The sequence below is a fragment of the Gordonia pseudamarae genome (assembly GCF_025273675.1).
GTDB classification, from domain to species: domain Bacteria; phylum Actinomycetota; class Actinomycetes; order Mycobacteriales; family Mycobacteriaceae; genus Gordonia; species Gordonia pseudamarae.
In genome coordinates this window covers 3,541,790-3,568,047 of the sequence record NZ_CP045809.1, presented here as the reverse complement: position 1 = coordinate 3,568,047, position 26,258 = coordinate 3,541,790, and the positions used below count along the sequence as shown (strand labels likewise).

The window sequence follows — 26,258 nt, the reverse complement described above, 5'->3', positions numbered from 1 at the left end:
CGAATCTACCGGCATGTTCGGGCGGTGTCTCATGCCCCGGCGGTGGATGTCACAGGGCGCGGATGTCACAGACGGTGGATGTCCGAGGCGGTGTATCTCACGGACGGCGTCTGTCCCGGTCGTGAGGTTCACACCTTGGACAGAAACCCCGGGACGGCGTCGGTGAAGGCGTCGTTCACGTCGCCGGCGACCATGTGCCCGGCGCCCCGGACGTCGACGAACTCCGCGTGCGGTACCAGATCGAGAAACTCGCGCGCGTCGTCCTCGGTGAGGACGTCCGATTCTCTGCCCCGGATCAGCAGGACCGGCAACGTGAGTGCGCGCGCCGCGGCGAACAGGCGCTCACGGTCGACGACATCAGGCCGCTGAGTGAGGCCCCGATCAGCACCGGATCGGGGAAGGTGCGGCCCAGCACGTCGATGTCGTCGACGAGAGCGTCCAGTGAGTAGTCGCCGGTCGCCGACCATCCGCTGTCGCCGTGGCCGCGCAGATCCACCGACACCGCCGTCATGACGCTGCCGGCGATGGTGCGGGCCGTGGCGCGCCACGACTGCCGGGTCTGGCCACCGCCGTGCAGGAGGATCGCGGTGCCGTCGGTGTCGGTGTTCTCGAAGACATCGGCCGCCAGGGTGAGGTCGTCGCGGTCGATCCGGTGCCGCGTCGGGAGTGTTGGCATTTGTCGGGATTCCTCTCAGCTCGTGGTGTATCCGCCGTTGATCGGGATGGTCTGGCCGGTGGTCCAGCCGCCGTCCTCGGACACCAGCCACGATACGGCCGAGGCCACGTTGTCGTAGGTGCCGAGCCTGCGCAGCGGATATCGCTTGGCGTGGGCCAGCATCCGGTCGGTACCCGCCACCTCGGCGGACACGATGGTCCCCAGTGACAATGTGTTGCAGGTGATTCCGGCGCGGCCGAGTTCCTTGGACAACGATCGCATCAGCGATGCGCCCGCCGCCTTCGATGCCGCGTACACCGCCATCCGCGCCTCACCGGTGCGTGCCGAATCGGAGGTGATGGTGATGATGCGACCCCAGCGGAGTTCGGTCATCTGGCCGATCACCGCGTGGGTGCATTGCAGGACGCCGTAGATGTTCAGCCGGATCATCGCGTCCCAGTCGTCGGGGGAGGTCTCGGCGAACGGGGCGAGGGCGACGCCGCCGGCGGGGATGCCCGCGTTGTTGACGAGGATCGCGATCGGGCCGAGCGTGTCCCGTACGTCGTCGACGATGCGGGTGACGGTGGCCGGGTCGGTGATGTCTCCGGGAACCGAGACGGCGCGCCCGCCCGCTGCGACGACGGCGGCGGCCGATTCCTCGGCGCGTGCGGGTACCAGGTCGTTGACCGCGATCGCGATGCCGTCGGCGGCCAGCCGCAGCGCGGTGGTGGCACCGAGACCGCGGCCGGCGCCGGTGATCAGTGCGACACGCGGCGTCGGTGGGGGAAAGGGCGGTTCGTCGGGCATCGACGGTCTCCGATCGGTTCGGGCGGCAACGGGTGGCTACTTCGAAACTACAACCGTTGCCCTTACCGTTGACGGCCGCGTTCGAATATTCGACTTGGCCGCGGTGTGTCGGCGTCCGATTCCGGGTGGGGACCGGAATGTGAGCACCTTGTATTCCGCGCGGGAGCTACCACTGCGGCCGAGAGTGCGCAACACTTGACGAATAATAAGGTAAGGCTAACCTGGATATCACCACGATATGGAGGTAGTCATGACAGACGTTCAAGCACTCGCGCGTTTCGTGGCCTCGGCGGATTACGACCAGCTCAGCGACAAGGCTTTGCAGCAGACGACGGATTCTCCGCGCGGTTCCCGGCGGAGATGCCCGCCGACCTGACGGTGGTCCTGGCCGACGGCATCAAATGGGCGGGCGGATCGTTCTCGCTCGTCCCCTCCGAACAGGTGAAGGCGTGCAGCGACATCGCCCATGACCATGGTGCGTACGTGTCCTCGGGCGGCTGGATCGAAACCGTCCTGCGCTACGGTGACGATGCCGTCGACCAGTACCTCAAGGAGGCCAAGAACGTCGGGTTCGATGTCATCGAGATCTCCACCGGCTTCATCATGCTCAACACGTCGGGACTGATCCGGCTGGTGGAGAAGGTGGTCAAGGCGGGTCTCAAGGCCAAACCGGAACTGGGAATCCAGATCGGGTCCGGTGGCGACTCGGGCGAGGCCGAGCTGGCCGCGGAGACCAAAAAGGATGTGGGCGACCTCATCTCACGTGCTCAGAAATGTCTCGATGCGGGTGCCGACATCATCATGATCGAATCCGAAGGCATCACCGAGAACGTCGGCGTGTGGAACACCGGGGTGGCCGCATCCATCATCAACGGCGTCGGCCTGGAGAACGTGATGTTCGAGGCCGCCGACGGACCCGTCTTCGAGTGGTATGTCAAGAACTACGGCAACGAGGTCAACCTGTTCGTCGACCACAGTCAGATCCTCCAGCTCGAAGGCCTGCGCCAGAACATCTGGGGCAACAAATCCACCTGGGGGCGGGTGATCAACCCGGCGCCATAGCCGCGTCCCCATTGCCGCGATGCCCAGGTGCTGCCGTCGAGCGTACCTGGGCATCGGTCTTTTCCGGGACGCGATCTTCTTCGGGGCAGCGACCTTCTTCCGGCGTCGTCACCGGCCCGCGGCGGCTACCCCCGCAGCAACGGCAGGAGCCGGCTGCCCTGACGTTCGATCTCACGCAGGTACGGGGTATCGGACAACACGAACTGGGTGATGCCCAGATCGGCATATTTGCGAAGCGATTTGGCCACGTCCTCGGCCGAGCCGACCAGCCAGGTGGTGCCCGCCCCGCCGCCGCCGAACGTGCCGGGGGTGGTGTACAGATTGTCGTCGAGGACCTCACCGCGCGCGGCAAGATCGAAGAGGCGGCGCTGGCCGACGGCCTCGCGGCGCCGGACGAAATCGGTGGCGGTGGGCTCGGATTCGGCCATCTGCGCCACCCGGGCCTGCGCCTCCGACCATGCCTGGTCGGTGGTATCACGGATGAATGTGGTGATACGCAAACCGAATTCGAGAGGAGCGTGCTGCCGGTCGACGGTCTCCGAAAGCTTCTTGAGTCGGTCGATACGCTCGGCGACACCGTCGAGCGGTTCACCCCAGAACAATTGGACGTCGGCCTCGGCGGCGGCCACCCGCTCGGCCGCCGCCGAGGCGCCGCCGAAATAGATCTTGGGATGCGGGCGTCCCTCGCGGGCGGCGATACGCGGTACCACCGTGGAATTCTCGACGGAGAAGTGTTCACCCCGGAACGTCACGTTCTCCTCGGTCCACAGTCTGCGGATGATCTGGATGAACTCGCGGGTGCGGTCATAGCGGTCCGCCTGCTGCGCCTCCGCATCGCCGTACGCGCCGAGATCGTCCTTGCCGGAGACGATGTTGATACGCACGCGTCCGCCGGTCAGATGATCGAGGGTGGCGATCGACGAGGCGAAATTGGCCGGCCGCCAGTATCCGGGCCGCACCGCGATGAGTGGCTCGAAGGTGGTGGTGCGCGCGGTGAGCGCCGTTGCCACGGTGACGGTGTCCGGGCGCCCCCACGAGGTGCCGATGAGCGCACCGGTCCAGCCGTTGCGCTCGAGCGCCAATGCGTGCCCGGTCAGCGTCTCCAGGCTGTTGTGGCCGTCGACGGCGGTGTCGCCGCGATGGCCGGGCTCGTTCTGATTGGGGATGTACCAGAGGTATTCGGACTCGGCGGTGCTCATGACGTTCTCACTTGCGTGGTCGGGGATATGCGGCCTACGAACCTCACGAAAGCTAGTGCCGCACAGGCGTAGCGCGACGACTTGCGATCACCGCGGGCACAACGGGTGACCGGCGGTCCGGGCAGCGCCTAGGTTCGCGGCAGAACTGCCACGTGTGCAGCACACGAGCCGCAACCGGAAGGAAACCCGTGTCCTACGGACCCACCGAACTCACCTATACCGCCGATCCCGCCCGCTACGACAACGCGACATTCCGCCGGACCGGCCGCTCGGGACTGGACTTGCCCACCTTCTCTTTCGGCCTGTGGCAGAAGTTCGGCGCCGACTACGCCTATCAGACGCAACGCGAGATCATTCTGCACGCCTTCGACCTGGGCATCACCCACTTCGACAACGCCGACCGGTACGGCCCGCCGCACCGCGCCGCCCAGCACAACTTCGGCCGGGTCCTGGCCAAGGATCTCGCGCCGTACCGCGACGAACTGATTCTGTCCACCAAGGCCGGCAATCCGATCGGGCCGAGTCCCTATCTGAAGGGCGGATCGCGCAAGTCGCTGCTGGCCTCGCTCGATCACAGCCTGCGTGACCTGGGCACCGACTACGTCGACATCTTCTACCACCACAGCCCCGATGAGTCGACGCCGCTGGAGGAGACGGTGTCGGGTCTGGTGTCGGCGGTGCGCTCGGGCAAGGCGCTCTACGTCGGCATCTCCAACTACCTGCCCGACCGCGCGCACGCGATCGCCGAGGCACTGGCCGCGGAGGGGGTGCCGCTGCTCATCCATCAGCCCCGATACTCGATCTTCGATCGGCGCATCGAACAGAACGGTCTCCTGGACGCCGCCGAGCGCGACGGATTCGGTGTGATCGTGTACTCGCCGTTGGCGCAGGGCCTGCTGACCGACAAGTACCTGGAGGAGATCCCCGAGGGAGCGCGTGCGGTCAACTCGACGTTCCTGAACCCCGACGTCATCGACGACACCTACCGCCGGCGGGCGCGGGAGCTGAACAAGCTGGCCGAATCCCGTGGGCAGTCCCTCGCGCAGCTGGCGCTGCAGTGGGTGCTGCGCCGTCCACAGGTCACCTCCGCGCTGATCGGGGCCAGCTCCACCTGGCAGCTCGATCACAACGTGGCCGCCGTCGACTTCCCGGAGTTCGCCGACGACGAGCTGGCGCTGATCGACGAACACGGCGTTCACGGCACCGGACTCGCGCTCTGACGAGCACCCCGTGGCCGGGCCCGGTGATCCACGTCGCGGATCAGGGTCATTTGGGTTGATGTAATGGGACTTTGGCCCCGTGAAGTGCGGTTTGCCTAAGCGTACGTTTCGTACTCGAGGTGAGAAATGTCTGAATCAGCCCAGCCCGGACCCGGCCACGACGGAGTATCGGCGACCGTCCAGTACAGCACACTCGATCGTGTCCGTCCCGGCCATACCGCAACCGTGGTCGGTATATCCGGCAACGCGGAAGGCCATGTGGCGCACCGCCTCGCCGCGATGGGGCTGGTGCGAGGCACGGAGGTCACGGTCCTGCGCGCGGCCCCACTGCGTGATCCACGACAGTACCGCTTCCGGGACACCTCGATCTGCCTGCGCGGCGTGCAGACCTCGCTGATCGACGTCGAGATATCCGGCGAGGCCGGTGGCGGCCATGACTGAGCACTGCGATCACGGGTCGAGCACCGAAGCCGCCTGTCCACATTGCGATTCCGGTCCCAGGACGGAGAACCGGACGCTGGCGGCCTCGTCGGCGAAGGTCGCACTCGTCGGTGCGCCCAACACCGGGAAGTCGACGGTGTTCAACGCCGTCACCGGCCTGAAGGCCAAAACCGGCAACTACCCGGGCGTCACCGTCAGCAGAACGGTCGGCATCGTCAAGGTCGGTGACAAGCAGATCACGCTGGAGGATCTGCCGGGCACCTACGACCTGACCCCCGTCAGCATCGACGAACAAGTGGTCGCCGACGTGCTCGCCGGGGAGATCGAGGGCGTGGAGAAACCCGACGCGATCGTGGTGGTGGCCGACGCGGGTACCCTGCGTCGATCATTCGGGCTGATCGCCGACGTGATGTCGCTGGATCTGCCGACGGTGTTGTGCCTGACGATGCTCGACGAGCTGGCCCGCCGCGGCGGCTCCATCGACACCGACAAACTCGGTGCGGCCCTGGGTATTCCGGTCGCCGCCATCGACGGGCGGCGTAAGGGTTCCGGTGCGCGGGTCCGGGATCTGCTCGGCGACATCGACCACTGGTCGCATCCGGTGATCGACCCCCCGACGTCGGGCACCGAAGAGTGGGCCGCGTGGAGCGAGTCGGTGCTGGCCGAGGCCGACTACCGTTCACCCGATCCCGATCCGATTACCGAGCGCATCGACAAGGTGCTGCTGCACCCGGTGATCGGCACACTGATCTTCTTCGCGGTGATGTTCGGCTTCTTCCAGACGATCTTCGCGGTGGCCGCACCGCTGCAGGACTATGTCGAGACGGGCTTCGGGCACCTCGGCGACTGGGTGTACGAGGTGGGTGGTGACAACTGGTTGACCGGCTTCATCGCCGACGCCCTCATCGGCGGCGTGGGCGGTGTGCTGGTGTTCGTGCCGCAGATCGCGCTGCTGTTCGTCCTCATCACCTTCCTGGAACAACTCGGATACCTTTCGCGCGCGGCCTTCCTGATGGACCGGGTGATGGGCACGGTCGGGCTCGAGGGCCGGGCGTTCGTGGCGATGCTCTCGTCGGTGGCCTGCGCTATCCCCGGCATCATGGCCACCCGCACCATGCCGTCGGCGCGCCAGCGATTCGCCACCATGATGTCGTTGCCGCTGATGACCTGTGCGGCCCGGATGCCGGTGTACACGCTGCTCATCGGGATGCTCGTCGCGTCCGAGTCCAAGGTGTGGATCTTCAACGCGCAGGGCACCGTGCTGTTCGGGCTGTACCTGCTCGGGGCGATTTCGACCATGACCGTCGCCAAGATCATCTCGGTGTTTTCCCGGCGCCGCGGGCCGGTGATGCCGTTCACGATGGAGATGCCGCCGTACCGGGTGCCGTCGTGGAAGCTGATGCTGGTCGAGATCTGGTCCCCGGTCAAAGGTTTCATCCGCAAGGCCGGCACCATCATCCTGTTCGCGACCGTGGTGCTGTGGGCGTTGCTGAACCTGCCGATACGTTCGGACGCCGCTCTCGAGTCGGCAGGTATCGACCCCACCGACTCGGCGGCGGTGTCCACCTACACGATGAACCACAGTATCGCCGCGCGACTCGGGCACAGTGTGGAGCCGATCTTCGATCCGCTCGGTTTCGACTGGAAGACCAACGTGGCCGTGCTGTCGTCGCTGGCGGCGCGGGAAACCTTCGTCGCCACCCTGGGCCAGATGTCGGCGGCCGAGGACCCGGAGGACCCGGCGGCCCGGCTCGAAGAGGCCCGCTACGACGACGGATCCAACAAGGGCGACAAGGTGTTCACCCCGCCGACCATCGTGGCGCTGCTCGTCTTCTTCGTTTACGCACTCCAATGCACCTCGACGCTGGCGGTACTGCGCCGCGAGACCGCCACCTGGCGCTGGCCGATCATCATCTTCGCCGCGTACTCGTTGCTGGCCTGGGTGATGGCGTACATCGCGCACACCATCGCCGTCTGGGTGTGGTGACCGCACCCGTGCTGAACAGAGTCGTGCCGAACAGAGCGCGGGCCGCCGCCAGGCACGGACACCCACGCGAGACCGTCGCACTGGACCTGCCGACGGTGCGCGTCGGTGAGCGCGCCGCGGCCGTCCCGATGCACCCCGAACCCGGCGACCTGCCGGGCCAGATCCGGTGGATCATCGGACCCGGCATCCTCGACGTGCGCGGACCGGTGCGGGCACCGGGTGAACTCGGCCGAATGCAGCACGACGGGACTATTCGCGAGATCACCGTCGGACCGCGTTCGGTGGTACTGACCGCCGACGAGGCGGCGTGGCGCCGGATCGGGTCGGCGGTGCGTACCGCGCTCACCGACGCCTTGCGCACGCCCGGCGACTGGCGGCCGGATACCGCGGCATCGAGCGGTCAGATGTCCGACGAGGCGATCGCCCGGATCGTGCACGAGGTGATCGGCACCCGGGTCGGGGACTACGTCCGCTCACACGGCGGCCGGATCGAACTGGTCGGGGTACACGACGGTGTGGTCACCGTCGACCTGTCCGGTACCTGTCGGGATTGCCCGGCGTCGGCGGACACGCTGCGTTCGGGTGTCGAGGCAGAGCTGCGGCGGCTCTGCCGCGATGTCATCGGGGTGCGGGCCCGCAGGCGCTGAAACCCGCTCAGGCCAGCCCGGCGTCGTGCATCACGATGGCCACCTGTACCCGGTTGGCGGCACCGAGTTTTCCGAAGATGTGCGAGATGTGGGCCTTGACGGTGGCCACGCTCATGAACAGCTCGGCGGCGATCTCCGCGTTGGAGTTGCCCGTGGCCAGGCACACCGCGACCTCGCGTTCACGGTCGGTGAGCAGTGCCGCGGCCCGCCGTGCGGCGGCCGACCGGTCGCCGCCGGAACCATCGACGACCTGCTTGATGAGCGCCGCGGTCACCGACGGACTCAGCGCCGGCCGTCCCGCCAGCACCTCACGGATCGCGTCCACGATCTCCGGTGGATCGGTGTCCTTGAGCAGAAAGCCGTCGGCGCCGACAGCCAGGGCGCGCACCACGTAGTCGTCGGCGTCGAAAGTGGTCAGCACCAGGATCGCCGGCGGCGTGGGCAACTGCTTGAGGGTGCGGGTGGCGTCGATGCCGTCGAGGACGGGCATCCGCAGATCCATCAGCAGCAGATCGACCGGGTCGGCGGTGTACATGGTCACCGCCTCACGGCCGTTCGCCGCCACGGCGACAATCGCCAGATCGCTCTGGCCGCCGAGCAGCAGACGCAGCCCTGATCGGACGAGTGGGTCGTCGTCGACGAGCATGATGCGTGCGGTCACGAGGTCCACGGTAGCCACACGTGCAGAACGAAACGCCGGTCGTCGGTCAGTGTCGCCGAGTACCGCCCGCCCGCGAGCGCGACCCGTTCGGCCAGGCCGACCAGACCGAGCCCCGACGCGGGAACACCGGCCGGTGCGGTCAACGGCAGCGGGTTGTCTACCAGCAGGTCGACGCCGCCGCTCCCGGAATCCTTGAGCCGCACCGAGACCAGCACGCCGGGCGCGTGTTTGCGGGCATTGGTCAGTGCCTCCTGCAGGCAGCGGTACAACGTGCGCAGGAGTGGCTCGGGCAGCTCGGCCAGCTCCATCGACCGCGTGTACGTGACGCGCGTTCCGTCGCGCACGCCGTCGGCGATCAGTTCGTCTATGTCGAAAGCCCCCGATTGTGGTTGTTCGGGATGGGCGTCGCCAGGGTCGTCGCGCAACACTCCGAGCACCTCGCGCAGCTCGTGCAGCGCCAGGTTGGCGGTGTCCCGGATGGTCTGCGCGGTCTCGCGCATCGCCCCGGGCGGGAGGTCGGTGCGAAAGGCGAGTGCACCCGCGTGCATGCTGATCGCCGAGATGCGGTGTGCCACGATGTCGTGCATCTCGCGGGCGATGCGGGTGCGTTCGAGGGTGCGGGCACGTGCCACCTCCGCGTCGCGTTCGGCCTCGGCCAGCACCGTTCGCGCCCGCAGTTCGGCCAGGAGTTCACGTCGCGACCCGATGTACATGCCCCATGCCACCAGCGCCGCGGTGACCATCGTCGCCGCCCCGTACTGCACCGCCTGCGATTCCGGCCGGGGCGTGCCGAAGAACTGCTGCGCCACCACCGTCATCATCAACCCCAGCAGTGCCTGCGGAATGATCTCGACCCATCGGCGTCGCGTCGAGAGCGATACCAACGCCAAGCAGGCCGGACCTGCGCAGGTAGCCGACACCGTTGACGCGACATTGATGACTGTGTTGACAGCCACGGGGTGCGAGCGGCGCCATCCCACTGCCACGAACGATGCCGCGCCCAGCGCCAGGTCGGCGACGAACTGCCACCGCACATGTTCCCAGAGATACGCCGCGCGGCCTTGGTCGGCGAACCCGATTGCACTGACCAGCAGCATCAACGCCAGCCGCCACGCATGACTGCGCGCGGTGAGCACGGGCTGATAGTCCTCGGGGCGCACATGGACAACGCTATCGGCATCGCGGGAAGTCGGGGACTTCCGGTGGAAACCTCGACCACAAGTATCGGGGTGGAATCCGACTTTCGGCCGATGCCCGATTCGTACCGCCGCCCGATGTGCGCGGTGCCGGGCCGGACGAGGATGGAGACCATGATCACTGTCGAACACCTCACCAAGAGATACGGCGACTACGTCGCGGTCGATGACGTGTCGTTCACGTCGAAACCGGGACGGGTCACCGGATTCCTCGGACCCAACGGTGCCGGGAAGTCGACCACGATGCGCATCATCGCCGGTCTCACACCCGCCACCTCCGGAACTGCCACGGTCGACGGCACCGCCTACCGGGACATGCCCAACCCGGCCACCGAGGTCGGGGTTCTGCTGGACGCGTCCGCGCAGCACGCCGGGCGCACCGGCGCCGAGATTCTCCGGCTGAGCGCGATGACCCTGGGCGTCGGCAAGGGCCGCGTCGAGGAGATGCTGGACATGGTCAGTCTCACCCCGGAGGAGTCCGGGCGCCGGGTGCGCAACTATTCGCTCGGTATGCGCCAGCGTCTGGGAATCGCCAACGCGCTGCTCGGCAACCCTCGGATCCTGATCCTCGACGAACCCGCGAACGGTCTGGACCCGGCCGGTATCCACTGGATGCGGACCCTGCTGCGCGACTACGCCGACCGCGGAGGAACGGTGCTGCTGTCCTCGCACCTGCTGCACGAGATCGAGATCATCGCCGATGACCTCGTCGTGATCGGGCACGGTCGCATCGTGGCGCAGGGCACCAAGGAGGAACTGCTCGCCGGTAATGGAACCCGGGTGCGTTCGCTCGATGACGACGCGCTGCTACGGGCGATGACGGCGGCCGGTATTGTCGCGCGGCCGGTCGCCGAGGGTGGCTTTCTCGCCGACGTCGCGCCCGAGGTCATCGGCAGGCTCGCCGCCCGTGTCCAGATACCACTTGTCGAACTGCGTCCCGGTGACGGGGCCAACCTGGAGCAGATGTTTCTCGATCTCACCGCGGCCACGGCGCGGGAGAGCACAACCACCCAAGGGGCTCGGCCATGACAACCACACCCACCGGAACCACACCCACCGGCAGCGGTGTGCACCGTCCGGGAATCCCGTTGGACAGACTCGTCCGGGTCGAGTTGCGAAAACTCGTCGACACCCGTGCCGGCTTCTGGTTGATCGCCTCGATCGGAATCATTTCGCTGGCCGTGATGATCGGCATCCTGGCGGGCAACCGGAACAATCCCGAGAACCTGAACTTCGGCGAGTTCTTCGGCCTGATGAACATTCCCACCGCGATCATCCTGCCGGTGATGGCGATTCTGCTGGTCACCGGCGAATGGAGTCAGCGGACGGCGCTCACCACATTCGCGATGGAACCGCGACGGGAACGGGTGGTACTTGCCAAACTCGCCGCCGCCTTCATCGCCGCGGTGGGTGCCGTCGCACTCAGTCTGGTGCTCGGGGCGGTCGGCAACGTCATTGCCGGAGTCGTCTATTCCGATCCGGCCGGCGCGTGGTCGATGCCTGTGGCCGGCATCGTCAATTCGTTCGTCATTCAGATCTTCAATCTGTTGCTCGGCTTCGCGTTCGCGGCGCTCATCCTGAACACGCCGGGAGCGATTGTCGGCTACTTCGCACTGCCGACCGCGCTGAGCATCGTGAACGAGCTGTTGCCCTCGTTCCGGGACAGCGTGGGCGAGTGGATCGATTCGTCGCTCACGCAGGTTCCGTTCCAGTCGGGTGACTGGGTCGGCGGCGGGGAATGGCTGCGCCTGATCGTCTCGGGCATAGTCTGGATCGGCATTCCACTGACGCTGGGCATCATGCGGATTCTGCGTACCGAGATCAAGTGATCGTGCTGTGGGAAGGTGCGTGCGGCCCGGTTGTCGAAACCGGCCCGCACGCACCGCTGTGCGTTCCGGACGTCAGTGCGCGGCCTCGTACGCCTCGATGATGAAGTGGGCGATCCGGCCTCGATCACTGACCTCGTAGCCGTTGTCCTGTGCCCATTCCCGGATGGCCTGGGTCTGTTCTTTGCTTCGCACACCTTTGACCGCGGTGCCACGATGAGACGCGCGGGCCGGTGAGGTCGGCCGGGAAATGGCGACATAGGTGGCGAGCGTGTCCCGGAACTCTTCGGCGTGCTCGGCTGAGGTGTCGAACTCGTACGACTTGCCGTCGAGGCTCCACTCGATGGTTTCGTATTCGTCGAGAGCCGCGCCGTCCAGATCATCAATGACCTGGATCACTTCCTTCTTTGCCATTCTGCGCTCCGTTCGTGATTGCCAAGTCGTGACATGTCGATATCGGTCGAGCCTGTCGACCGAAAGGGTGAAACAAGCATACAACAGCGAGTGGGAACCTATAGTTCGGCTGATGTCCGCGGGTTTGTGATCAGATGGTCCCGAATGCGCGTGGGTCGAATTCCTGCCATAGCGAATCGAGGTCGATACCGAAACATACGCCACTATTCACAGGAAAATGTAAGGTTTCTATCCCGTCGGGCCGGTCGGCATCGTACTGATGTCCGGGTCGTCTTCCGTAAGCATCGATTTCGGCGCGGGATCGGAGGCGTAGATCACGGCGAATTGCTTGTCGGTGATCATGAAACCGCTATTGGACCTCGATTCGAGGCAATATAGACCCGACACATCGGCCAGACACGAAATCCGCGACATCGTGATCGTGGTGCCGTAGGGCAGCACGGTACTGCGATACAGAAGGTTGACCTCCGTGCCGGCGTCGCACAACCCCGGCCGCGAGCCGTCCCTGGTCAACGTGACCAGATTCTCGCTGCCGTCGCAGGTCATCCCGGCGCTGTCTGTGCCCGAGGCGCCGGAGCCGGGTGCGCCGGTGAGATCGCCGTCGTTGTTGCGGCATACCAGTGTGCGATTGTCGAACGAGGTGGAGCAGTTGATCTCACGGTCGGGGGTGGAGAAGTGGAAGCCCGACGCCGTACCGCGCGATCCCGTCGGGGATGTGGCGCCTCTGCCGTAGTCGGCGGTGTCGGCCCGCGGGGCCATGGCGATGACCCGTCCGATGGTCCCGGACCGAAGCCGGTCCGGGGTGTCGCCGCCGGTCTCCTCGGAGGTGGGCGCCGTCGTCGTGGAGGGGGCGGTGAACGTCGACAATTCGTCGGTGGGCGGCAGCACGATGCCCTCGGGTGCCGAATCGTCGAGCAGTGAGCATCCGGCGATCAGCAGCGGCGCGATCATCGCGAGCCCCGATCCGGCGGTCCGTCGGCGCGACCGCGTCCGGTGTGCGCCGAGTCCGTACCATGGCACCGTGGCAACCCCTAAGATCGTGCTTTTCTACGTGTTCACCCCGTTGGCGGACCCGGAGGCGATCAGGCTGTGGCAGCAGGCGGTCGGCGAGTCCGCCGGGGTCACCGGCAGGATAATCGTGTCCACCCACGGGATCAACGCCACGGTCGGTGGCGACATCTCCGAGGTCAAACAGTACGTCAGGGCAACCCGCCGGTACCCGCGGTTCGCCGACGCCGACATCAAGTGGTCCGACGGCACGGGGACCGACTTTCCCCGGCTCAGTGTCAAGGTCCGGCCCGAGATCGTCACCTTCGGGGTGCCCGGTGAGGTCGAGGTCGACGAACACGGCGTCGTCGGCGGCGGCACCCGCCTGACACCCGAGCAACTGCACCGGCTCGTCGCAGACAGAGGAGACGACCTGGTCTTCTTCGACGGCCGCAACGCCATCGAGGCCCAGGTCGGCCGGTTCAAGAACGCCGTCGTCCCGCCGGTGGAGACCACCCGCGACTTCGTCCCACTCCTGGACAGCGGCGCGTTCGACGAGCTCAAGGACCGCGCCGTGGTGACCTATTGCACCGGCGGCGTGCGCTGCGAGGTCCTCACCAGGCTGATGAGGGCACGCGGTTTCGGCGAGGTCTACCAGCTCGACGGCGGCATCGTCCGATACGGCGAAACCTACGGTGACGACGGACTGTGGGAAGGATCGATGTACGTCTTCGACGACCGGATGACCGTCGACTTCTCCGACCACACCGAGGTGATCGGGCGGTGCGGCGAATGCGGTGCGCCCACCAGCAACATCGAGAACTATCCGGATCGGCTCGGCCGCGAACTGCGCGTGGTGTGCCCCGACTGCGTGCCGGCGGGCACCGCGGTCGCCCCCGCGAACTCGTGAGCGTGCGCCGGCACCGGGAGGCGATCCCGGTGGTCATCGTCGCCGGATTTCTGGGTGCGGGCAAGACGACACTGCTCAACGCGCTGCTCGCCAATCCGGTGGGTGCGCGACTGGGGGTGATCGTCAACGACTTCGGTGCGATCAACATCGACGCGCTGTTGGTGGCCGGGCAGAGCGCGGGCACGATCAGCTTCGGCAACGGATGCCTGTGCTGCAGCGTCGATGCGGACGGCCTGGGACAGGCGCTGGCCGGTCTGGCCGATCCGGCGGCCGGGCTGGACGCGATCGTCGTGGAGGCCAGCGGCATCGCCGAACCGCGGGCCCTGATCAAGATGATCGCCGGGATCGCCGATCGGGCGATCCGGTACGGCGGCCTGGTCTACGTCGTCGACGTCGCCGCCGTGACGGCCACCGTGCGGCGTCACCCCGAGATCGGCGGCCACATCGCGATCGCCGATCTGGTGGTTGTCAATAAGGCGGACCTGGTCGACGGCGAGACACTCGCGGAGGTACTCGCAAAGGTCGCCGAACTCAATCCGACGGCGCCACGGGTGGTCACCTCCGACGGCCGGATCGATTGCACGGCGCTGTTCGATCCGGCGCCACGCCCGGACGACGACGCCGATGTGCCGCGACAGTTGACCCTGGACGAACTGCTCCGCGGCGAGGGGCCGGAGTGCGGGCACGGTGGCCACCTGCACGAACAGTTCAACTCGGTCTCGGTGCAGGTGCCCGGCGTCCTCGATCCGCGCAGGCTCGCGCAGGTGCTCGAACGACCGCCCACCGGGTGCTACCGGATCAAGGGTGTGGTGTGGCTTGCGGGAGCCGACGAGCAGTTCGGGGTGCATGCCGTCGGCGGCTTCGTGCGCACCGAGCGGACGGGCTCCCGGCGGCTGCCGGCCGCACCGGGCAGCAGCCTCGTCGTCATCGGCACCGGCCTGGACGAGGCTCGGGTCAGGGCGCTGCTGGAGGGGCTGGTCGCCGCCCCGGACCTCGACGACGAGTTCGGGATCCTGGGTATCATGCGGCATCTTCCGGCGGCGTCACAGCTGCCTAACGATTGATCCCGCAGGCTCTCGCGGAGTTACCTTTCTGGCGAAGATCTGGTTCACTTGTTACAAATGAGGCTGTTGTGACCAGTGTTGCGCAATTGAAGGGAGGCGGCACGGAACCCGCACACCCGTGCGGCGTCGTGCCGAAGATGCATGAACAACACCCGATTCGCTCGAAAGCGCATATCCGTGGCCATGGTGACGTTCGCGGCCACCGCGTCGACACTCGCCGCGACCACACTCGTCGCACCCGACGCCCACGCGGCCCCGCGAACGGCGTCGCTGGCCGGTAAGACCGTGTTCCTCGATCCGGGGCACCAGGGCAGCGCGGCCGGGAACCGGCTCAACGCCCAGGTGCCCGACGGCCGAGGCGGAAAGAAAGACTGCCAGACCACAGGCGCCACCGGAGTCAACGGCGTGCCCGAACACACCGTCAACTGGCAGATCGCCCAGCTGGTGAAGGCCGGGCTGGAAAGTCAGGGTGCCAAGGTGGTACTCAGCCGCCCCGACGACACCGGATGGGGCGGGTGCGTCGACAAGCGGGCCGCGGCCGCGAGCCGGTCCGGCGCGGCCGTCGCGGTCAGTCTGCACGCGGACTCCACCTCCACCGGCGCCGACGCCACCAACAAGGGCTTCCACATCATCGTGCCCACACTCCCGATCCCCGACGCGACCGTCAACCGGGTGCAGTCCGGGGCCGGGCGAACCGCATCGACCGCGATGCGGGACGCCCTCGTCGGAGCCGGTCTGTCGCCGGCCAACTACGGGGGTGTGACCGACGGCCTGCAGACCCGATCGGACATCGCCGCGGTGAATCTCACCAAGGTGCCGGTGGTGTTCATTGAGATGGGCAATCTGTCGAACCCGGCGGAGGCCGCGGCGCTGACTTCCAAGGAGGGACAGCTCAAGTACGCGCTCGCCATCACCGACGGCATCACCCGGTACGTCACCAAGTCGGGCAACAAGGTGGTGTCCACGGCCGCGTCGAAGACCCCTGCCATGGATACCACTGCCATGGATACCCCTGCCTTGAAGACGCCCGACACGACTCCGGTGAGCACGGGCAACCCGCCCGATCCGACCACCCCGGCCGCCGACGACGACAACCCGTTCACCGGGCTGCGATCGGTGCTGCCGTTCGTGGAGAAGGTGATGGCCGCCGACGACACCTCCGAGATCATCAAACTCCTCACCACCGACGGATCGGACGTTTTCTCCGACGTGCTCAAAGCGATGCTCGAGGTCGTGTACGGTCTCGCGGGAGGCAAACTGCCGATCTGACCCCGCCGACCCGACCGTTGGACCCACCGGGTTCACAGCACACCTCACGCGAGTAACGGGGTGGCGTGAGCGCCGACCGATCGCTGATTAAGGTCAAGCTATGGCATTGAAGGAACTCGTCGTCATGAAGCCGCCGGTGCCCACGCTCCGTGGTCGCACGGTTCTCATCACCGGAGCGGCCAGCGGCATCGGCCGGGCGACCGCGCTCGCCGCCGCCCGCGACGGTGCCCGGCTGGTGCTCACCGACCTGCGCGCCGCCGACCTCGACGAGGTAGTCGCCGAGATCGCCTCCTCCGGCGGCACGGTCGCGCTGCACCGGGCCGGGGACGTGTCCGACTACGACTGGGTGGTGTCCTTCGCCCGTGAGGTCGATGAGCAGGTCGGCACGATGGACGTGGTGATGAACGTGGCCGGCATCTCCGCGTGGGGCACCGTGGAGAACCTGGAGCACCGGCACTGGCGGGCGATGGTCGAGGTCAACCTCATGGGGCCCATACACATCATCGAAAGCTTTGTGCCGCAGATGGTTCGGCGTGGCGAGGGCGGCCACCTGGTGAATGTCTCGTCGGCGGCCGGGCTGCTCGCACTGCCCTGGCACGCCGCCTACAGCGCCAGCAAGTTCGGCATCCGCGGGGTGTCCGAGGTGCTGCGGATGGACCTGCGTCGGCACAACATCGGGGTCTCGGTGGTGTGCCCGGGCGGTGTGGCCACCCCGCTCGTCGGAACCGTCGACATCGTCGGCGTCGACAAGAATGATCCCAAGGTGCGCAAACAGATCGACAACTTTCACAAGATCGCCGTCACCCCGGAGAAGGCGGCCTCGGCGATCATCTCCGGTGTCGAGAAGAACAAGTTCATCGTGTACACGTCTTTCGACACCCGCTTCGGTTACTGGTGGAAGCGCAAGTTCGCGCTGCCGTACGAAGTGGTGATGCGCATCGCCAACAACAGGTTCAGCGCACTGGCCCGCCCGAGAGCGTAAACCACCGCGCAGACCGCACGCCGACGAGGCGATCGGCAAGCACCGGCTCGGTGCACGGCGGACATCGGGAGACCGATCTGGCGATGCTCGAACTGGTCGGCGTCCGGCTTTCGGACGATATTCTCGACGGCTATCTGACGGAGTTCCCCATCCGGCCGGCCGCCGCGATCGGGTGCCGCCGCGATCGGGTGCCGCTGCACCGGCTGCATCCGCGCGCCGTCCATGCCGTCGGTCACGGACCCGGCTACGGGCACCGCGCTCGGCCGGGCTGCGCGGGCCAACGCCGCAATGGCAGCATAGGCGGCGTGACCGTACTCGATCCCGGAATCCTGCTCGTGTCCGCCACCCGATCAGAGGCCCGCTACGTTCCCGACGACGCACGCCTGCTGATCACCGGTATCGGCAAGGTCGCCGCGGCCGTCGCCGTGACCCGCGAGCTCGCGGCCGGCGCGCCGACCCGCCGCATCGTCAACATCGGCACCGCCGGAGCGCTGCATGATCACCACGCAGGTCTGTTCCTGCCGTCGACGGTCATCGAACACGACATCAGCAGCGAGGCGCTGCAGGCCATGGGGTATCCGGTGGTCGACAGCTGGAACCTGGACGGCGGCGACGGCACCGTGCTCGCCACCGGTGACACCTTCGTCGCCGATCCCGTTCACCGGCAGGCGCTCGCCGTCCGCGCGGATCTGGTCGACATGGAGGGCTGCGCCGTCGCGCACGTCGGCGCCGCGTTCGAGATTCCGGTGACGTTGGTGAAGGTGGTCAGCGACAGTGCCGACGAGAAGGCACTCGACTGGCCGCAGCTGGTCGACCGGGCCGCACGGGACCTGGGGGACTGGGTGCGCGCCGAACTGTCCTGACCGGTGATCCGGTGCACACTCGGCCTCACTTGATCGGGTGCCCGCCCGATCAGGTGAGGTCGGTCGGCGGTGTCTCGAACGCCTCGGTGCGCTCGGCGGCGGGCGCACCGGGAATGAAGGATTGGGCGGCGGCCCGTGACACCTGTCCGGCCGTCGCCCGCCGCTGACCACCGGCGGCGGTGTGGGCCGGAGCGGCGTGAGCCGGCTGGCCGGTACGGGCGGTACGGGACGCCCCGGATTCGCCGGCCTGACCGGGCGGCCGTGTCCGGCGTGTCCGGCTTCGCTCCGAGGGGGTGATCACCGTCTGCTCACCGGACGACGGCGGTTCCCGATCACCCCGGTTCGGATCGCCCCGGTCCGGATCGCCCCGGCGGGCCTGTCGGGTGGTCGTGCCCGCGGAGTCGGTTGTCCGGGGTGGTCGGGTGTGCTTGCGCCTGGTGGTCGAGTCGGCGGTGCGCGGCGTGGACGAGTCGGGTTCGGCTTCTCTGGTGATGTACCAGCGGCCGACGACCAGGGCCAACGTCACCAGGAAAGTGAACGCCAGCCACGGGAACACATCCGCGATCGGCAGGAGGACCTGCAGGATCAGGCTCTTGAGGCTTGCCGCCGATTCGTCGGTGTTGGCCGTGTACAGGGTGATGATGCCCACGCCGAAGGCGACCAGCGGAGGTTGCGCGGCAGCGGTGAACAGGGCCCGTCGGCGCACCAGCAGGGCCGCGGCGACACATCCGACCAGGAAGCAGAACCTGAACGTCCCGCCGAGTTCGCTGGTGCTGCGGGCGTCGATACCCGCGCCCACCGCGGTGACCGCGACGGCGATCAGAACCGCTCCCCACCAGGGAACACCGCGCATGGCGGGCAACACCGACTGTTCATCGGCGGGCACCGCCGATGCGGTTCGTTGCGCAGAAAACACATTTAGACGGTACCGGTAATGGAGCCCGATGCGCCGTACCGCTGTGCAGGTGTCTTCCGATCAGTGTTGCTGGGTACGACTCCCGGGGATCATGGGGCGGACGGTGTCGTCGTCGTCGGCGCGCTCCGGCGCGGCCGATCTGGGCACCGCGTCCACCTCCGCCGGTGTGGTGGGTTCGGCCAGGTCACCGAGAGCATCGAGATCGGCCAGCTTGCGCGCGGTGACCGCGACTCGGGTATCGATGACGCCGATCACCGAGTTGTACGACTCGACCGCGCGACGTAGCGACACCCCGACCCGGTCGATGTGACTGAGCACACTGTCGATCCGCTGATGGAGTTCGACGCCGAGCCGGTGGATCGTGGCCGCATCCTGCGCCATCGCATCGGTACGCCACGACAGGGCGACGGTACGCAGCAGCGTCATCAATGTCGCCGGTGTAGCCGGCACCACGTTCAGGCCGAACGCGTACTCGATCAGATCCGGATCGGCGCGGGCGGCGGCGTCGAGCACCGGGTCGCTGGGCAGGAACAAGACGACCAGCTCGGGAGTGTTGTCGAAGGAGGACCAGTACGCCTTCGACGAGAGTTGTTTGATATGCCCGCGCAGCGCCCGGGCGTGCGCCGTCAGGGCATCGGCGATCGCATCGGGGTCGGTGTCGGCGGCCGCCTCCAGGTAAGCGTGCAGTGGCACCTTGGAGTCGATGACGATGTTGCGGCCCCCCGGCAGATGTACCACCATGTCGGGCCGGACCCCGGACGGATCGTCGCCGCGGCTGCCCGCGCGCGAGACCTGCGTGGAGAAGTCGCAGTGCCTGCTCATGCCGGACAACTCGACGACGCGCTCGAGCTGGACCTCACCCCAGCGGCCCCGGACATGCGGGGTGTGCAGAGCGTTGGTCAGCGCGCGGGTCTGGTCCTGCAGCCGGTGCGAGGTCTGGTGCATGCCCCGGACCTGCTCGGTCAGACCGGCGTAGGCGTTGATGCGGCCGTGTTCGACGCGGCGCAACTCTTCGCCGAGCTGGTTGAGGGTGCTGCGTAGCGGATCGACCAGATGTCCCACCGCCGATCCGATGGCAGCGGATTGTCTGCGCGCGGCGTCCTCGGACGCCGCGGCGAGGGCGCCCGCGGCCATCTCGTGCGACGACCGCAGGGCGGCGGCCTCGGCGCGGGCGGCGGCCAGTTCGGCCCCGCCGCGGGCGGCGCGGGTGGTCCAGCCCAGCGCGAAACCCACCAACAGCGCGATGGCGGTCAACACGACGGCGGCGAGACTCATGGGTCACATGATGCCCGGTGGCTACGACAATCGGTCCCACGTTGCCGCCACGTTGGTGATGCAGATCATATCTGGTGTATTAATGAGTGCATGAGCACACCATTTCGTCTGGGCGGCACCGATCCGGGAGCCGGAGACGTACCCCTGTCGGAATACCCGCGATGGGCGCTCGATGTTCTCGCCGGGCTCTACGGTGCCGACGCCGTCGACGCCGAGGTCCGGCGCGAGGAGCACCGGACGGCACCGGCCCCACGCCCCGACGGAGTGACCGTTTCGGCGACCTGTCTCGAACTCGAGGCCATCACACAACTGGCCCGGGCCATCGAAGGGTGGTTCGGGCGTCGTCGGCGTGCCCGGCACGCCGATCCCGCCTGATCGCCGGAATTCGGTTGAATTCGACTGTTCGGCGGAACCGTGTGAGCGGCGATCAGCGCGTCCCGCTCGGAAGACACCGAAGTGTGTGAGGATGCGAGGGTGACTGACACACCCGACGGGGGCGGTGCCGCCGCATCCGGGCAATTTCCGACTCGTACAGCCGTCTTCTTGAGTGGGCTGCGGTCGACGGCCGTCGTCAGCCTGCAGGTGGCGGCGTGCGCGCTCGGCCTGTGGATCCTGTTCTGGGTATTGGGCAAAACCTGGGTGGTCCTGCTGCCGGTGCTGTTCGCCATCGTGCTGTGCACGGTGCTGTGGCCGCCGGTCCGGTGGATGGTTGCCCACCGGGTGCCGCCGGCGGCCGCGGCGGTGGTGATGATGCTGGTCGCCCTCGGGGTGGTTGCCGGAATCCTCGCGATCATCGTGCCCACGATCATCGACCAGGCGCCGGACTTGGCGAGCAAGGCCACCGACGGCATCAATAAGGTGTACGACTGGTTGCAGGGGCCGCCACTCAACATCGACGACAACCAGGTCGACAACGTCGTCGACACCATCATCGACAAGGTTCAATCGAGCGCCACCACCATTGCCGCCGGCGTGTTCTCCGGTGTCGGCACCGCCACCTCGATCATCGTGACGCTGTTCACCACGCTGGTCCTGGTGTTCTTCTTCCTCAAGGACGGGCCGAAGTTCGTGCCGTGGCTCGACCGCACGGTGGGACGTCCCGCCGGCTACCACATCGGCGAAGTGCTGCGGAGGATGTGGGACACCCTCGGCGGATTCATCCGCACGCAGGCGTTGGTCAGTTTCATCGACGCCTTCTTCATCGGTCTCGGTCTGCTGATCCTCGACGTTCCGCTGGCCTGGGTGTTGGTGGTGATCACCTTCCTCGGCGGCTTCATCCCGATCGTCGGCGCGTTCGTCGCCGGTGCGCTGGCCGTGCTGATCGCACTGGTCACCAACGGCCTGACGACGGCGCTGATCGTCCTGGGCATCATCATCGCAGTGCAGCAGTTGGAGGGGAACGTGCTGCAGCCGTGGCTACAGGCCAAGTCGATGGATCTGCACGCGGTGATCGTGCTGCTCGCGGTCACTCTGGGCAGCTCGATGTTCGGCATCACGGGCGCCTTCCTGGCGGTGCCCGCGGCGGCGTGCCTGGCCGTGGTGTTCCGTTATGTCAACGAGCAGATCGCCGAACGGGCGGGGGAGACACTACCGCCGGTCGGTGCTCCGCTCCCGGAGATGGGCCACGACGACGAGCCTTCTTCCGACGATGAGGGCGCGGGCGTGCCCGCCGGCTCCGGTGGCGCGGCCGACAAGCCGGAATCGGAGCAGGACGGTGGTGAGGACGCCGGGTCGCGCCCGATAGACTGACCCCTCGTGAGCCTCACCCTCGGGATCGTCGGTCTGCCCAACGTCGGCAAGTCCACCCTCTTCAACGCCCTGACCCGTAACGACGTCCTCGCCGCGAACTACCCGTTCGCGACGATCGAACCGAACATCGGTGTCGTCGAACTGCCCGATGCCCGGTTGACCCGGCTCGCCGAGATCTTCGGCTCGGAGCGGATACTGCCCGCCACGGTGTCGTTCGTCGACATCGCCGGCATCGTCAAGGGCGCCTCCGAGGGGGAGGGGATGGGCAATCAGTTCCTCGCCAACATCCGTGAGGCCGACGCCATCTGTCAGGTGGTGCGGGTGTTCGCCGACGACGACGTGGTGCACGTCGACGGCCGTGTTGATCCGCTCGCCGACATCGAGGTCATCGAGACCGAACTGATCCTCGCCGACCTGCAGACGCTGGAGAAGGCGATCCCGCGGTTGGAGAAGGAGGCGAAGAAGAACAAGGATCTGGCCGAGAGCCTCGCCGCCGCCAAGCAGGCACAGGAACTGCTGAACTCGGGTAAGACCCTGTTCTCCCAGCACGATTCGTTCGATCTGTCGTCGGTGCGCGACCTGCATCTGATGACCGCCAAGCCGTTCCTGTACGTCTTCAACGCCGACGAATCGGTGCTCACCGACGCCGACAAGAAGAAGGAACTGCTGGCGGCCGTCGCCCCCGCTGACGGCGTGTTCCTCGACGCCAAGGTCGAAAGCGAACTCCTCGAACTCGACGAGGAGGACGCCCAGGAACTCCTCGACTCCATCGGCCAGGACGAACCAGGCCTGCGCTCCCTCGCCCGCGCCGGCTTCCACACCCTGGGTCTGCAGACCTATCTCACCGCCGGTCCCAAAGAGGCCCGTGCCTGGACGATCAACCAGGGCGACACCGCCCCCAAGGCCGCAGGTGTCATCCACACCGACTTCGAAAAGGGCTTTATCAAAGCCGAAATCGTCTCCTTCGACGACCTCGACGCCAACGGCACCATGGCCGCCGCCAAAGCCGCGGGCAAGGTTCGCATGGAAGGCAAGGACTACGTCATGAAAGACGGCGACGTCGTGGAATTTAGATTTAACGTATAGCGTTACTGACGATCTCCGTTATATACTGGTCGAGTGATCAGGTCGTTCGGGAGCAAGGACACCGAGCGCATCTGGCACGAGCAGTACGTCACGGGCGTTGATCGGGTCGTGCAGCGAGCGACGCTGCGGAAACTCGAACTGATCCATGCGGCGAAGGCTGTTGAGGACCTCAGGATCCCGCCGGGCAACCGGTTGGAGCAGCTTGTCGGCGACCGTCGCGGGCAGCACAGCATTCGAGTCAACGCGCAGTGGCGGATCTGCTTCGTCTGGACAGATGGAGGTGCGGAAGATGTCGAACTCGTCGACTACCACTGAGGCCGACCTGATCGAGCCCATTCACCCGGGAGAGATCCTGATGGAGGACTTCATCGAGGGCTTCGGGATCACGCAGAACAAGCTCGCGGTCTCGGTCGGTGTGCCGCCGCGGCGGATCAACGAGATCGTGCACGGCAAGCGGGGGATCACGGCCGACACGGCGATTCGCCTGGCGCGCTATTTCGGGACGTCCGAGGAGTTCTGGATGAACCTGCAGGCGAATTACGAGCTGCGACTCAAGCGCCGTGTGTTGCGGGATGCCGTCGCCGCGATCACGCCGTTGGAGGTCGCGTGAGTGCGGCTTCACGTTCGCCGGGTTGGGTTGCTCATGTTCGTCAAGTTCAAGCCCTCATGTCTGCTGATTCGAGGGAATGGAACTGAACGGATGTGTTCCCCGCCGTCTCAGTGAGATCTTGGCGGGGCAGGTGCAGATCGAGCCGGTGATGGCGCTGCATGGTCCACGGTCGGTGGGCAGGTCAACGGTGCCTCCATTCGCTCACGTCCCCAAGGGGAGCTCGAGGGAGCTCGGGAGAACCTGCTCGAGACGCTCTCAGCGGATGCTGGTGCTGTCGTGAGCACCGACCCGTCGTCGACGGCGACGCGAGCTGAGTATGTCGATCGCGTGTGCTCCGGTGGGTTGCCTCTCGCGCTGCGGCGATCAGGTCCGGCCAGGGCACGGGTGGTTCGACGACTTCGTCCTAGCGTCCGTCGAGCGCGATGCTGTCGAACTGAGCAGGATCCGCGAGCGTCAGGCGCTGGCGGACCGCCTCGGGTATGTTGCGGCGCCGACCGGTCAGCTGCTGAACGCGACAACGGCGGCTGAGAAGCTGGGCGTCAGCAGGCCCACCGCTGAGAATCATCTCCGGCTTCTTGAGGATCTCTTCCTGATCGTGCGTCTCCTCGCGTGGGGCAAGCCCCCGGGAAGGAGTTCCGTGCTCGGGCCCAGCTCCGTGACCTGCTGGGGGAGAGGTTTATCGGAGGCATCATGCTCATGACCGGTGCCCGTTCCTACACCTACGAGGATCGGCTGCATGTGATGCGCATCGACCGACTCTGAACGCCAGTCCCTACCTGAACGTCGCGCACATGGTTCTTTGTGCGGAACGTGGTCGAGTTCCACTCTAATGTAAAGCGTTACTGACGGAAGTCGTTATGTCACTGATGATTCGGAGAGACTCGCCCAGAAAATACCCACTATGTGGATTTATGGCACAATCGACGTTGTGAAGAACGCGGCAGGTGCACGTCGAGGTCGGCCGCCGAAGGGTGCGTCAGTGTTGTCGAGGGAGACTATCGTCGGCGCGACCTTCCAGGTGATCGACACAGCGGGCGTCGGCGGCGTCAGCATGCGTGCCGTGGGCCGGGTCCTCGGCGTCGACCCCAAGAGTCTCTACAACCACGTCGACGGTAAGGAAGGCCTTCTGGATGCCGTAGCCGAGGCGCTTCTGAGCACTCTCGACCTCCCCGAACCGACGGGTGATCTGACGACCGACTTGAGAGCGATCGCTTACGCGTTCCGAGCCCGGGCCCTGTCGCACCCGGAGGCGGCGTCACTGGTCCTCACCCGCCAGCTGTCCTCTTTCGAGGGCCTTGCGCCCATTGAGGCGGTACTGAGAATCCTGCGCGACGCGGGCTTCGACGTAGAGGAGTCGGTCCATCTTCTTCGAGTTGTGCTCGCCGCGTTGATAGGCACGCTCCTGCGCGAGGTCAATGCGGGACCGACCTACGGGTCAGAGGATGCCGCTGGTATCGCGGAGCGTACGGCTGTCCTTGAGGCCAGTGAGCTGCCCGCGGTGACCGCTGCCGCTTCTCACCTGGCGAGATTCGATGCGGACAAGGAATTCGAGTACGCGGTTGAGTTGGCGCTGGATGCCGTGGTTCATCGTGCGCCGAAGGGGCAGAACCAGCGCTGAGCAGAGCGATCGTCATGCGGTGTTCCGCACTGCTCGGAGGAGCGCCGGGTCATGGGCGTTGACGATCTGCAGGCCAGGATCGCCCGATGCCCACAGTTCGGCCAAACGGTGGTGGTTGTCGCGGACTTTCGGCCAGTCGTAGGCGATGACGCGCTCCATTCCGGTGAGAGCGATCGGCGCTCTGCTGTGTCCGTCGATCTGCCCGTGGTGGTAGAACGAGTCGCCGGCGTGCAGGATCCAGCGGTCGTCGCCGGCGTCGACCGCGACTGCGGCGTGACCGCGACTGTGGCCCGGCAGGGCCAGCAGAACGACTCCGTCGGCGACCTCGGTCAGTTCGGTGGCGGTGGCGAAGCCGTGCCATTGGTCGCCGACCTCGGGATGGTGGCGAACCAGGTCGGGGTGGTGGTCGCGCTGGGCCGGTAGGTAGCGTGCCTTCTCGGTGACCGTCCGCGGGGCGAGTGCTGCCGTGGCTTCGTCTCCGGTGAGATGGACTCGCGCCCAGGGAAAGTCGGCGAGTCCTCCGACGTGGTCGGCGTCGAAGTGGGTCAGGATGATGTCGCGTACGTCATGCGGATCGAACCCGAGTGCGCGGATCTGGTTGATCGCGGCTTCGGCCTCGTCGAAGACCGGGCGGACGTAGAACCGGGACGGCCCGAACAGCTTTCCGGGTGCGCGGCCGTAGCCCAGGCCCAGGCCGGTATCGACCAACGCCAGCCCCGAGGGGGTTTCAACAAGCAGGACATGGCAGACCAGTCCGCTGGGTACGCCCCATGGGCGCATGGTGCCGCAATTGAGGTGATGGACTTTCATAGTG

Annotated in this window: 31 protein-coding genes and 1 pseudogene; 21 read left to right on the top strand and 11 right to left on the bottom strand. The window is 66.7% G+C overall.

The genetic code is table 11. The features are described from left to right. Nucleotides 1-128: 128 nt before the first annotated feature. The 3 genes from GII31_RS22515 to GII31_RS15845 are packed head-to-tail and all read right to left on the bottom strand — an operon-like array spanning nt 129 to nt 1,462. Nucleotides 129-311: an alpha/beta fold hydrolase gene (locus tag GII31_RS22515; RefSeq protein WP_322973028.1), complete on the bottom strand. Its 183-nt coding sequence runs from the start codon at nt 309-311 to the stop codon at nt 129-131. Further along, nucleotides 296-676 carry an alpha/beta fold hydrolase gene (locus GII31_RS15850; RefSeq protein WP_322973027.1) on the bottom strand — a complete coding sequence of 127 codons (381 nt, stop codon included), beginning with the start codon at nt 674-676 and terminating at the stop codon, nt 296-298. The genes GII31_RS22515 and GII31_RS15850 overlap by 16 nt, the downstream gene beginning before the upstream one ends. Before the next feature lie 15 nt (nt 677-691). Beyond that, nucleotides 692-1,462 carry an SDR family NAD(P)-dependent oxidoreductase gene (locus GII31_RS15845; RefSeq protein WP_213244368.1) on the bottom strand — a complete coding sequence of 257 codons (771 nt, stop codon included), beginning with the start codon at nt 1,460-1,462 and terminating at the stop codon, nt 692-694. A 250-nt stretch (nt 1,463-1,712) separates the two neighbouring features. Here GII31_RS15845 and GII31_RS15840 point away from each other — a divergent pair, with 250 nt between their 5' ends. Continuing rightward, entirely contained in the window at nt 1,713-1,838 is a 126-nt protein-coding gene (locus GII31_RS15840) for a hypothetical protein (RefSeq protein WP_260840026.1), read from the top strand. Continuing rightward, nucleotides 1,823-2,524 (top strand): phosphosulfolactate synthase, encoded by a 702-nt coding sequence (locus tag GII31_RS15835; RefSeq protein WP_213244367.1) that lies wholly within the window; start codon nt 1,823-1,825, stop codon nt 2,522-2,524. The genes GII31_RS15840 and GII31_RS15835 overlap by 16 nt, the downstream gene beginning before the upstream one ends. Before the next feature lie 125 nt (nt 2,525-2,649). Here GII31_RS15835 and GII31_RS15830 read toward each other — a convergent pair whose 3' ends face one another. Continuing rightward, nucleotides 2,650-3,723 (bottom strand): LLM class flavin-dependent oxidoreductase, encoded by a 1,074-nt coding sequence (locus GII31_RS15830; RefSeq protein ID WP_213244366.1) that lies wholly within the window; start codon nt 3,721-3,723, stop codon nt 2,650-2,652. Between the two features lie 188 nt (nt 3,724-3,911). Here GII31_RS15830 and GII31_RS15825 point away from each other — a divergent pair, with 188 nt between their 5' ends. From GII31_RS15825 to GII31_RS15810, 4 genes are all read left to right on the top strand, one after another. Next, nucleotides 3,912-4,943 (top strand): aldo/keto reductase, encoded by a 1,032-nt coding sequence (locus tag GII31_RS15825; RefSeq protein WP_260840025.1) that lies wholly within the window; start codon nt 3,912-3,914, stop codon nt 4,941-4,943. Nucleotides 4,944-5,069: 126 nt separating this feature from the next. Continuing rightward, nucleotides 5,070-5,384: a FeoA family protein gene (locus tag GII31_RS15820; RefSeq protein WP_213244364.1), complete on the top strand. Its 315-nt coding sequence runs from the start codon at nt 5,070-5,072 to the stop codon at nt 5,382-5,384. Further along, nucleotides 5,377-7,371 carry a ferrous iron transporter B gene (gene feoB, locus GII31_RS15815; protein WP_213244363.1) on the top strand — a complete coding sequence of 665 codons (1,995 nt, stop codon included), beginning with the start codon at nt 5,377-5,379 and terminating at the stop codon, nt 7,369-7,371. The genes GII31_RS15820 and feoB overlap by 8 nt, the downstream gene beginning before the upstream one ends. After that, entirely contained in the window at nt 7,368-8,018 is a 651-nt protein-coding gene (locus GII31_RS15810) for a NifU family protein (protein ID WP_213244362.1), read from the top strand. The genes feoB and GII31_RS15810 overlap by 4 nt, the downstream gene beginning before the upstream one ends. 7 nt (nt 8,019-8,025) lie before the next feature. On the opposite strand, the gene GII31_RS15805 is transcribed toward GII31_RS15810, so the two are convergent. Next, on the bottom strand, nt 8,026-8,679 hold the full coding sequence (locus GII31_RS15805) for a response regulator (RefSeq protein ID WP_213244361.1): 654 nt from the start codon (nt 8,677-8,679) through the stop codon (nt 8,026-8,028). After that, on the bottom strand, nt 8,676-9,839 hold the full coding sequence (locus GII31_RS15800; protein WP_213244360.1) for a sensor histidine kinase: 1,164 nt from the start codon (nt 9,837-9,839) through the stop codon (nt 8,676-8,678). Before GII31_RS15800 ends, GII31_RS15805 begins: the two co-directional genes overlap by 4 nt. A 150-nt stretch (nt 9,840-9,989) precedes the next feature. Between GII31_RS15800 and GII31_RS15795 the strand changes: the two genes are divergently transcribed. Both GII31_RS15795 and GII31_RS15790 read left to right on the top strand, forming a co-directional pair. Continuing rightward, the gene (locus GII31_RS15795) at nt 9,990-10,904 is read left to right on the top strand and encodes an ABC transporter ATP-binding protein (protein WP_213244359.1); all 915 of its coding nucleotides are present in this window, start codon (nt 9,990-9,992) and stop codon (nt 10,902-10,904) included. Continuing rightward, nucleotides 10,901-11,704: an ABC transporter permease gene (locus GII31_RS15790; RefSeq protein ID WP_213244358.1), complete on the top strand. Its 804-nt coding sequence runs from the start codon at nt 10,901-10,903 to the stop codon at nt 11,702-11,704. The genes GII31_RS15795 and GII31_RS15790 overlap by 4 nt, the downstream gene beginning before the upstream one ends. A gap of 72 nt (nt 11,705-11,776) precedes the next feature. Here GII31_RS15790 and GII31_RS15785 read toward each other — a convergent pair whose 3' ends face one another. After that, a complete protein-coding gene (locus tag GII31_RS15785) occupies nt 11,777-12,115 on the bottom strand; it encodes a histone-like nucleoid-structuring protein Lsr2 (RefSeq protein ID WP_213244357.1) in 339 nt (112 codons plus the stop codon). Nucleotides 12,116-12,343: 228 nt separating this feature from the next. After that, the gene (locus GII31_RS15780) at nt 12,344-13,135 is read right to left on the bottom strand and encodes a hypothetical protein (RefSeq protein WP_213244356.1); all 792 of its coding nucleotides are present in this window, start codon (nt 13,133-13,135) and stop codon (nt 12,344-12,346) included. Nucleotide 13,136: 1 nt separating this feature from the next. On the opposite strand from GII31_RS15780, the gene trhO reads away from it, so the two are divergent. The 5 genes from trhO (at nt 13,137) to GII31_RS15755 (ending at nt 18,190) form a co-directional block, all read left to right on the top strand. Further along, entirely contained in the window at nt 13,137-14,012 is an 876-nt protein-coding gene (trhO, locus tag GII31_RS15775) for an oxygen-dependent tRNA uridine(34) hydroxylase TrhO (RefSeq protein ID WP_213244355.1), read from the top strand. Then, nucleotides 13,970-15,076: a CobW family GTP-binding protein gene (locus tag GII31_RS15770; protein ID WP_407649986.1), complete on the top strand. Its 1,107-nt coding sequence runs from the start codon at nt 13,970-13,972 to the stop codon at nt 15,074-15,076. Before trhO ends, GII31_RS15770 begins: the two co-directional genes overlap by 43 nt. Nucleotides 15,077-15,217: 141 nt before the next feature. Beyond that, nucleotides 15,218-16,345 carry an N-acetylmuramoyl-L-alanine amidase gene (locus GII31_RS15765; protein WP_213244353.1) on the top strand — a complete coding sequence of 376 codons (1,128 nt, stop codon included), beginning with the start codon at nt 15,218-15,220 and terminating at the stop codon, nt 16,343-16,345. A 100-nt stretch (nt 16,346-16,445) separates the two neighbouring features. Beyond that, nucleotides 16,446-17,327: an SDR family oxidoreductase gene (locus tag GII31_RS15760; protein WP_260840024.1), complete on the top strand. Its 882-nt coding sequence runs from the start codon at nt 16,446-16,448 to the stop codon at nt 17,325-17,327. A gap of 305 nt (nt 17,328-17,632) precedes the next feature. Then, nucleotides 17,633-18,190 (top strand): nucleosidase, encoded by a 558-nt coding sequence (locus tag GII31_RS15755; RefSeq protein WP_213250558.1) that lies wholly within the window; start codon nt 17,633-17,635, stop codon nt 18,188-18,190. A 49-nt stretch (nt 18,191-18,239) separates the two neighbouring features. Here GII31_RS15755 and GII31_RS15750 read toward each other — a convergent pair whose 3' ends face one another. Together GII31_RS15750 and GII31_RS15745 are read right to left on the bottom strand one after the other, a co-directional pair. Beyond that, a complete protein-coding gene (locus tag GII31_RS15750; RefSeq protein ID WP_213244351.1) occupies nt 18,240-19,106 on the bottom strand; it encodes a DUF6542 domain-containing protein in 867 nt (288 codons plus the stop codon). A gap of 60 nt (nt 19,107-19,166) precedes the next feature. Next, nucleotides 19,167-20,381 carry a DNA recombination protein RmuC gene (locus GII31_RS15745; protein ID WP_213244350.1) on the bottom strand — a complete coding sequence of 405 codons (1,215 nt, stop codon included), beginning with the start codon at nt 20,379-20,381 and terminating at the stop codon, nt 19,167-19,169. A 90-nt stretch (nt 20,382-20,471) separates the two neighbouring features. Here GII31_RS15745 and GII31_RS15740 point away from each other — a divergent pair, with 90 nt between their 5' ends. The 8 genes and pseudogenes from GII31_RS15740 (at nt 20,472) to GII31_RS15710 (ending at nt 25,444) form a co-directional block, all read left to right on the top strand. Continuing rightward, nucleotides 20,472-20,756, top strand: a complete 285-nt coding sequence (locus tag GII31_RS15740; RefSeq protein WP_213244349.1) for a hypothetical protein — start codon at nt 20,472-20,474, stop codon at nt 20,754-20,756. 99 nt (nt 20,757-20,855) lie between these two features. Beyond that, nucleotides 20,856-22,130, top strand: coding sequence for an AI-2E family transporter (locus GII31_RS15735; protein WP_246221905.1), 1,275 nt, complete (start codon nt 20,856-20,858; stop codon nt 22,128-22,130). A 6-nt stretch (nt 22,131-22,136) separates the two neighbouring features. Further along, nucleotides 22,137-23,216, top strand: coding sequence for a redox-regulated ATPase YchF (gene ychF / locus GII31_RS15730; protein WP_260840023.1), 1,080 nt, complete (start codon nt 22,137-22,139; stop codon nt 23,214-23,216). A gap of 33 nt (nt 23,217-23,249) precedes the next feature. Then, on the top strand, nt 23,250-23,531 hold the full coding sequence (locus tag GII31_RS15725) for a type II toxin-antitoxin system RelE/ParE family toxin (RefSeq protein ID WP_213244339.1): 282 nt from the start codon (nt 23,250-23,252) through the stop codon (nt 23,529-23,531). After that, complete coding sequence (locus tag GII31_RS15720; RefSeq protein ID WP_213244338.1) at nt 23,491-23,826, top strand: HigA family addiction module antitoxin; 336 nt, start codon at nt 23,491-23,493, stop codon at nt 23,824-23,826. Before GII31_RS15725 ends, GII31_RS15720 begins: the two co-directional genes overlap by 41 nt. A 316-nt stretch (nt 23,827-24,142) precedes the next feature. Further along, nucleotides 24,143-24,397 (top strand): annotated as a pseudogene (locus GII31_RS22635) (hypothetical protein); the annotation flags it as partial. A 38-nt stretch (nt 24,398-24,435) separates the two neighbouring features. After that, nucleotides 24,436-24,588, top strand: a complete 153-nt coding sequence (locus GII31_RS15715; RefSeq protein ID WP_213244337.1) for a hypothetical protein — start codon at nt 24,436-24,438, stop codon at nt 24,586-24,588. Nucleotides 24,589-24,754: 166 nt separating this feature from the next. Next, a complete protein-coding gene (locus GII31_RS15710; RefSeq protein WP_246221903.1) occupies nt 24,755-25,444 on the top strand; it encodes a TetR/AcrR family transcriptional regulator C-terminal domain-containing protein in 690 nt (229 codons plus the stop codon). Between the two features lie 12 nt (nt 25,445-25,456). Here GII31_RS15710 and GII31_RS15705 read toward each other — a convergent pair whose 3' ends face one another. Next, the gene (locus tag GII31_RS15705; RefSeq protein WP_213244335.1) at nt 25,457-26,254 is read right to left on the bottom strand and encodes an MBL fold metallo-hydrolase; all 798 of its coding nucleotides are present in this window, start codon (nt 26,252-26,254) and stop codon (nt 25,457-25,459) included. Between the last annotated feature and the right edge of the window lie 4 nt (nt 26,255-26,258).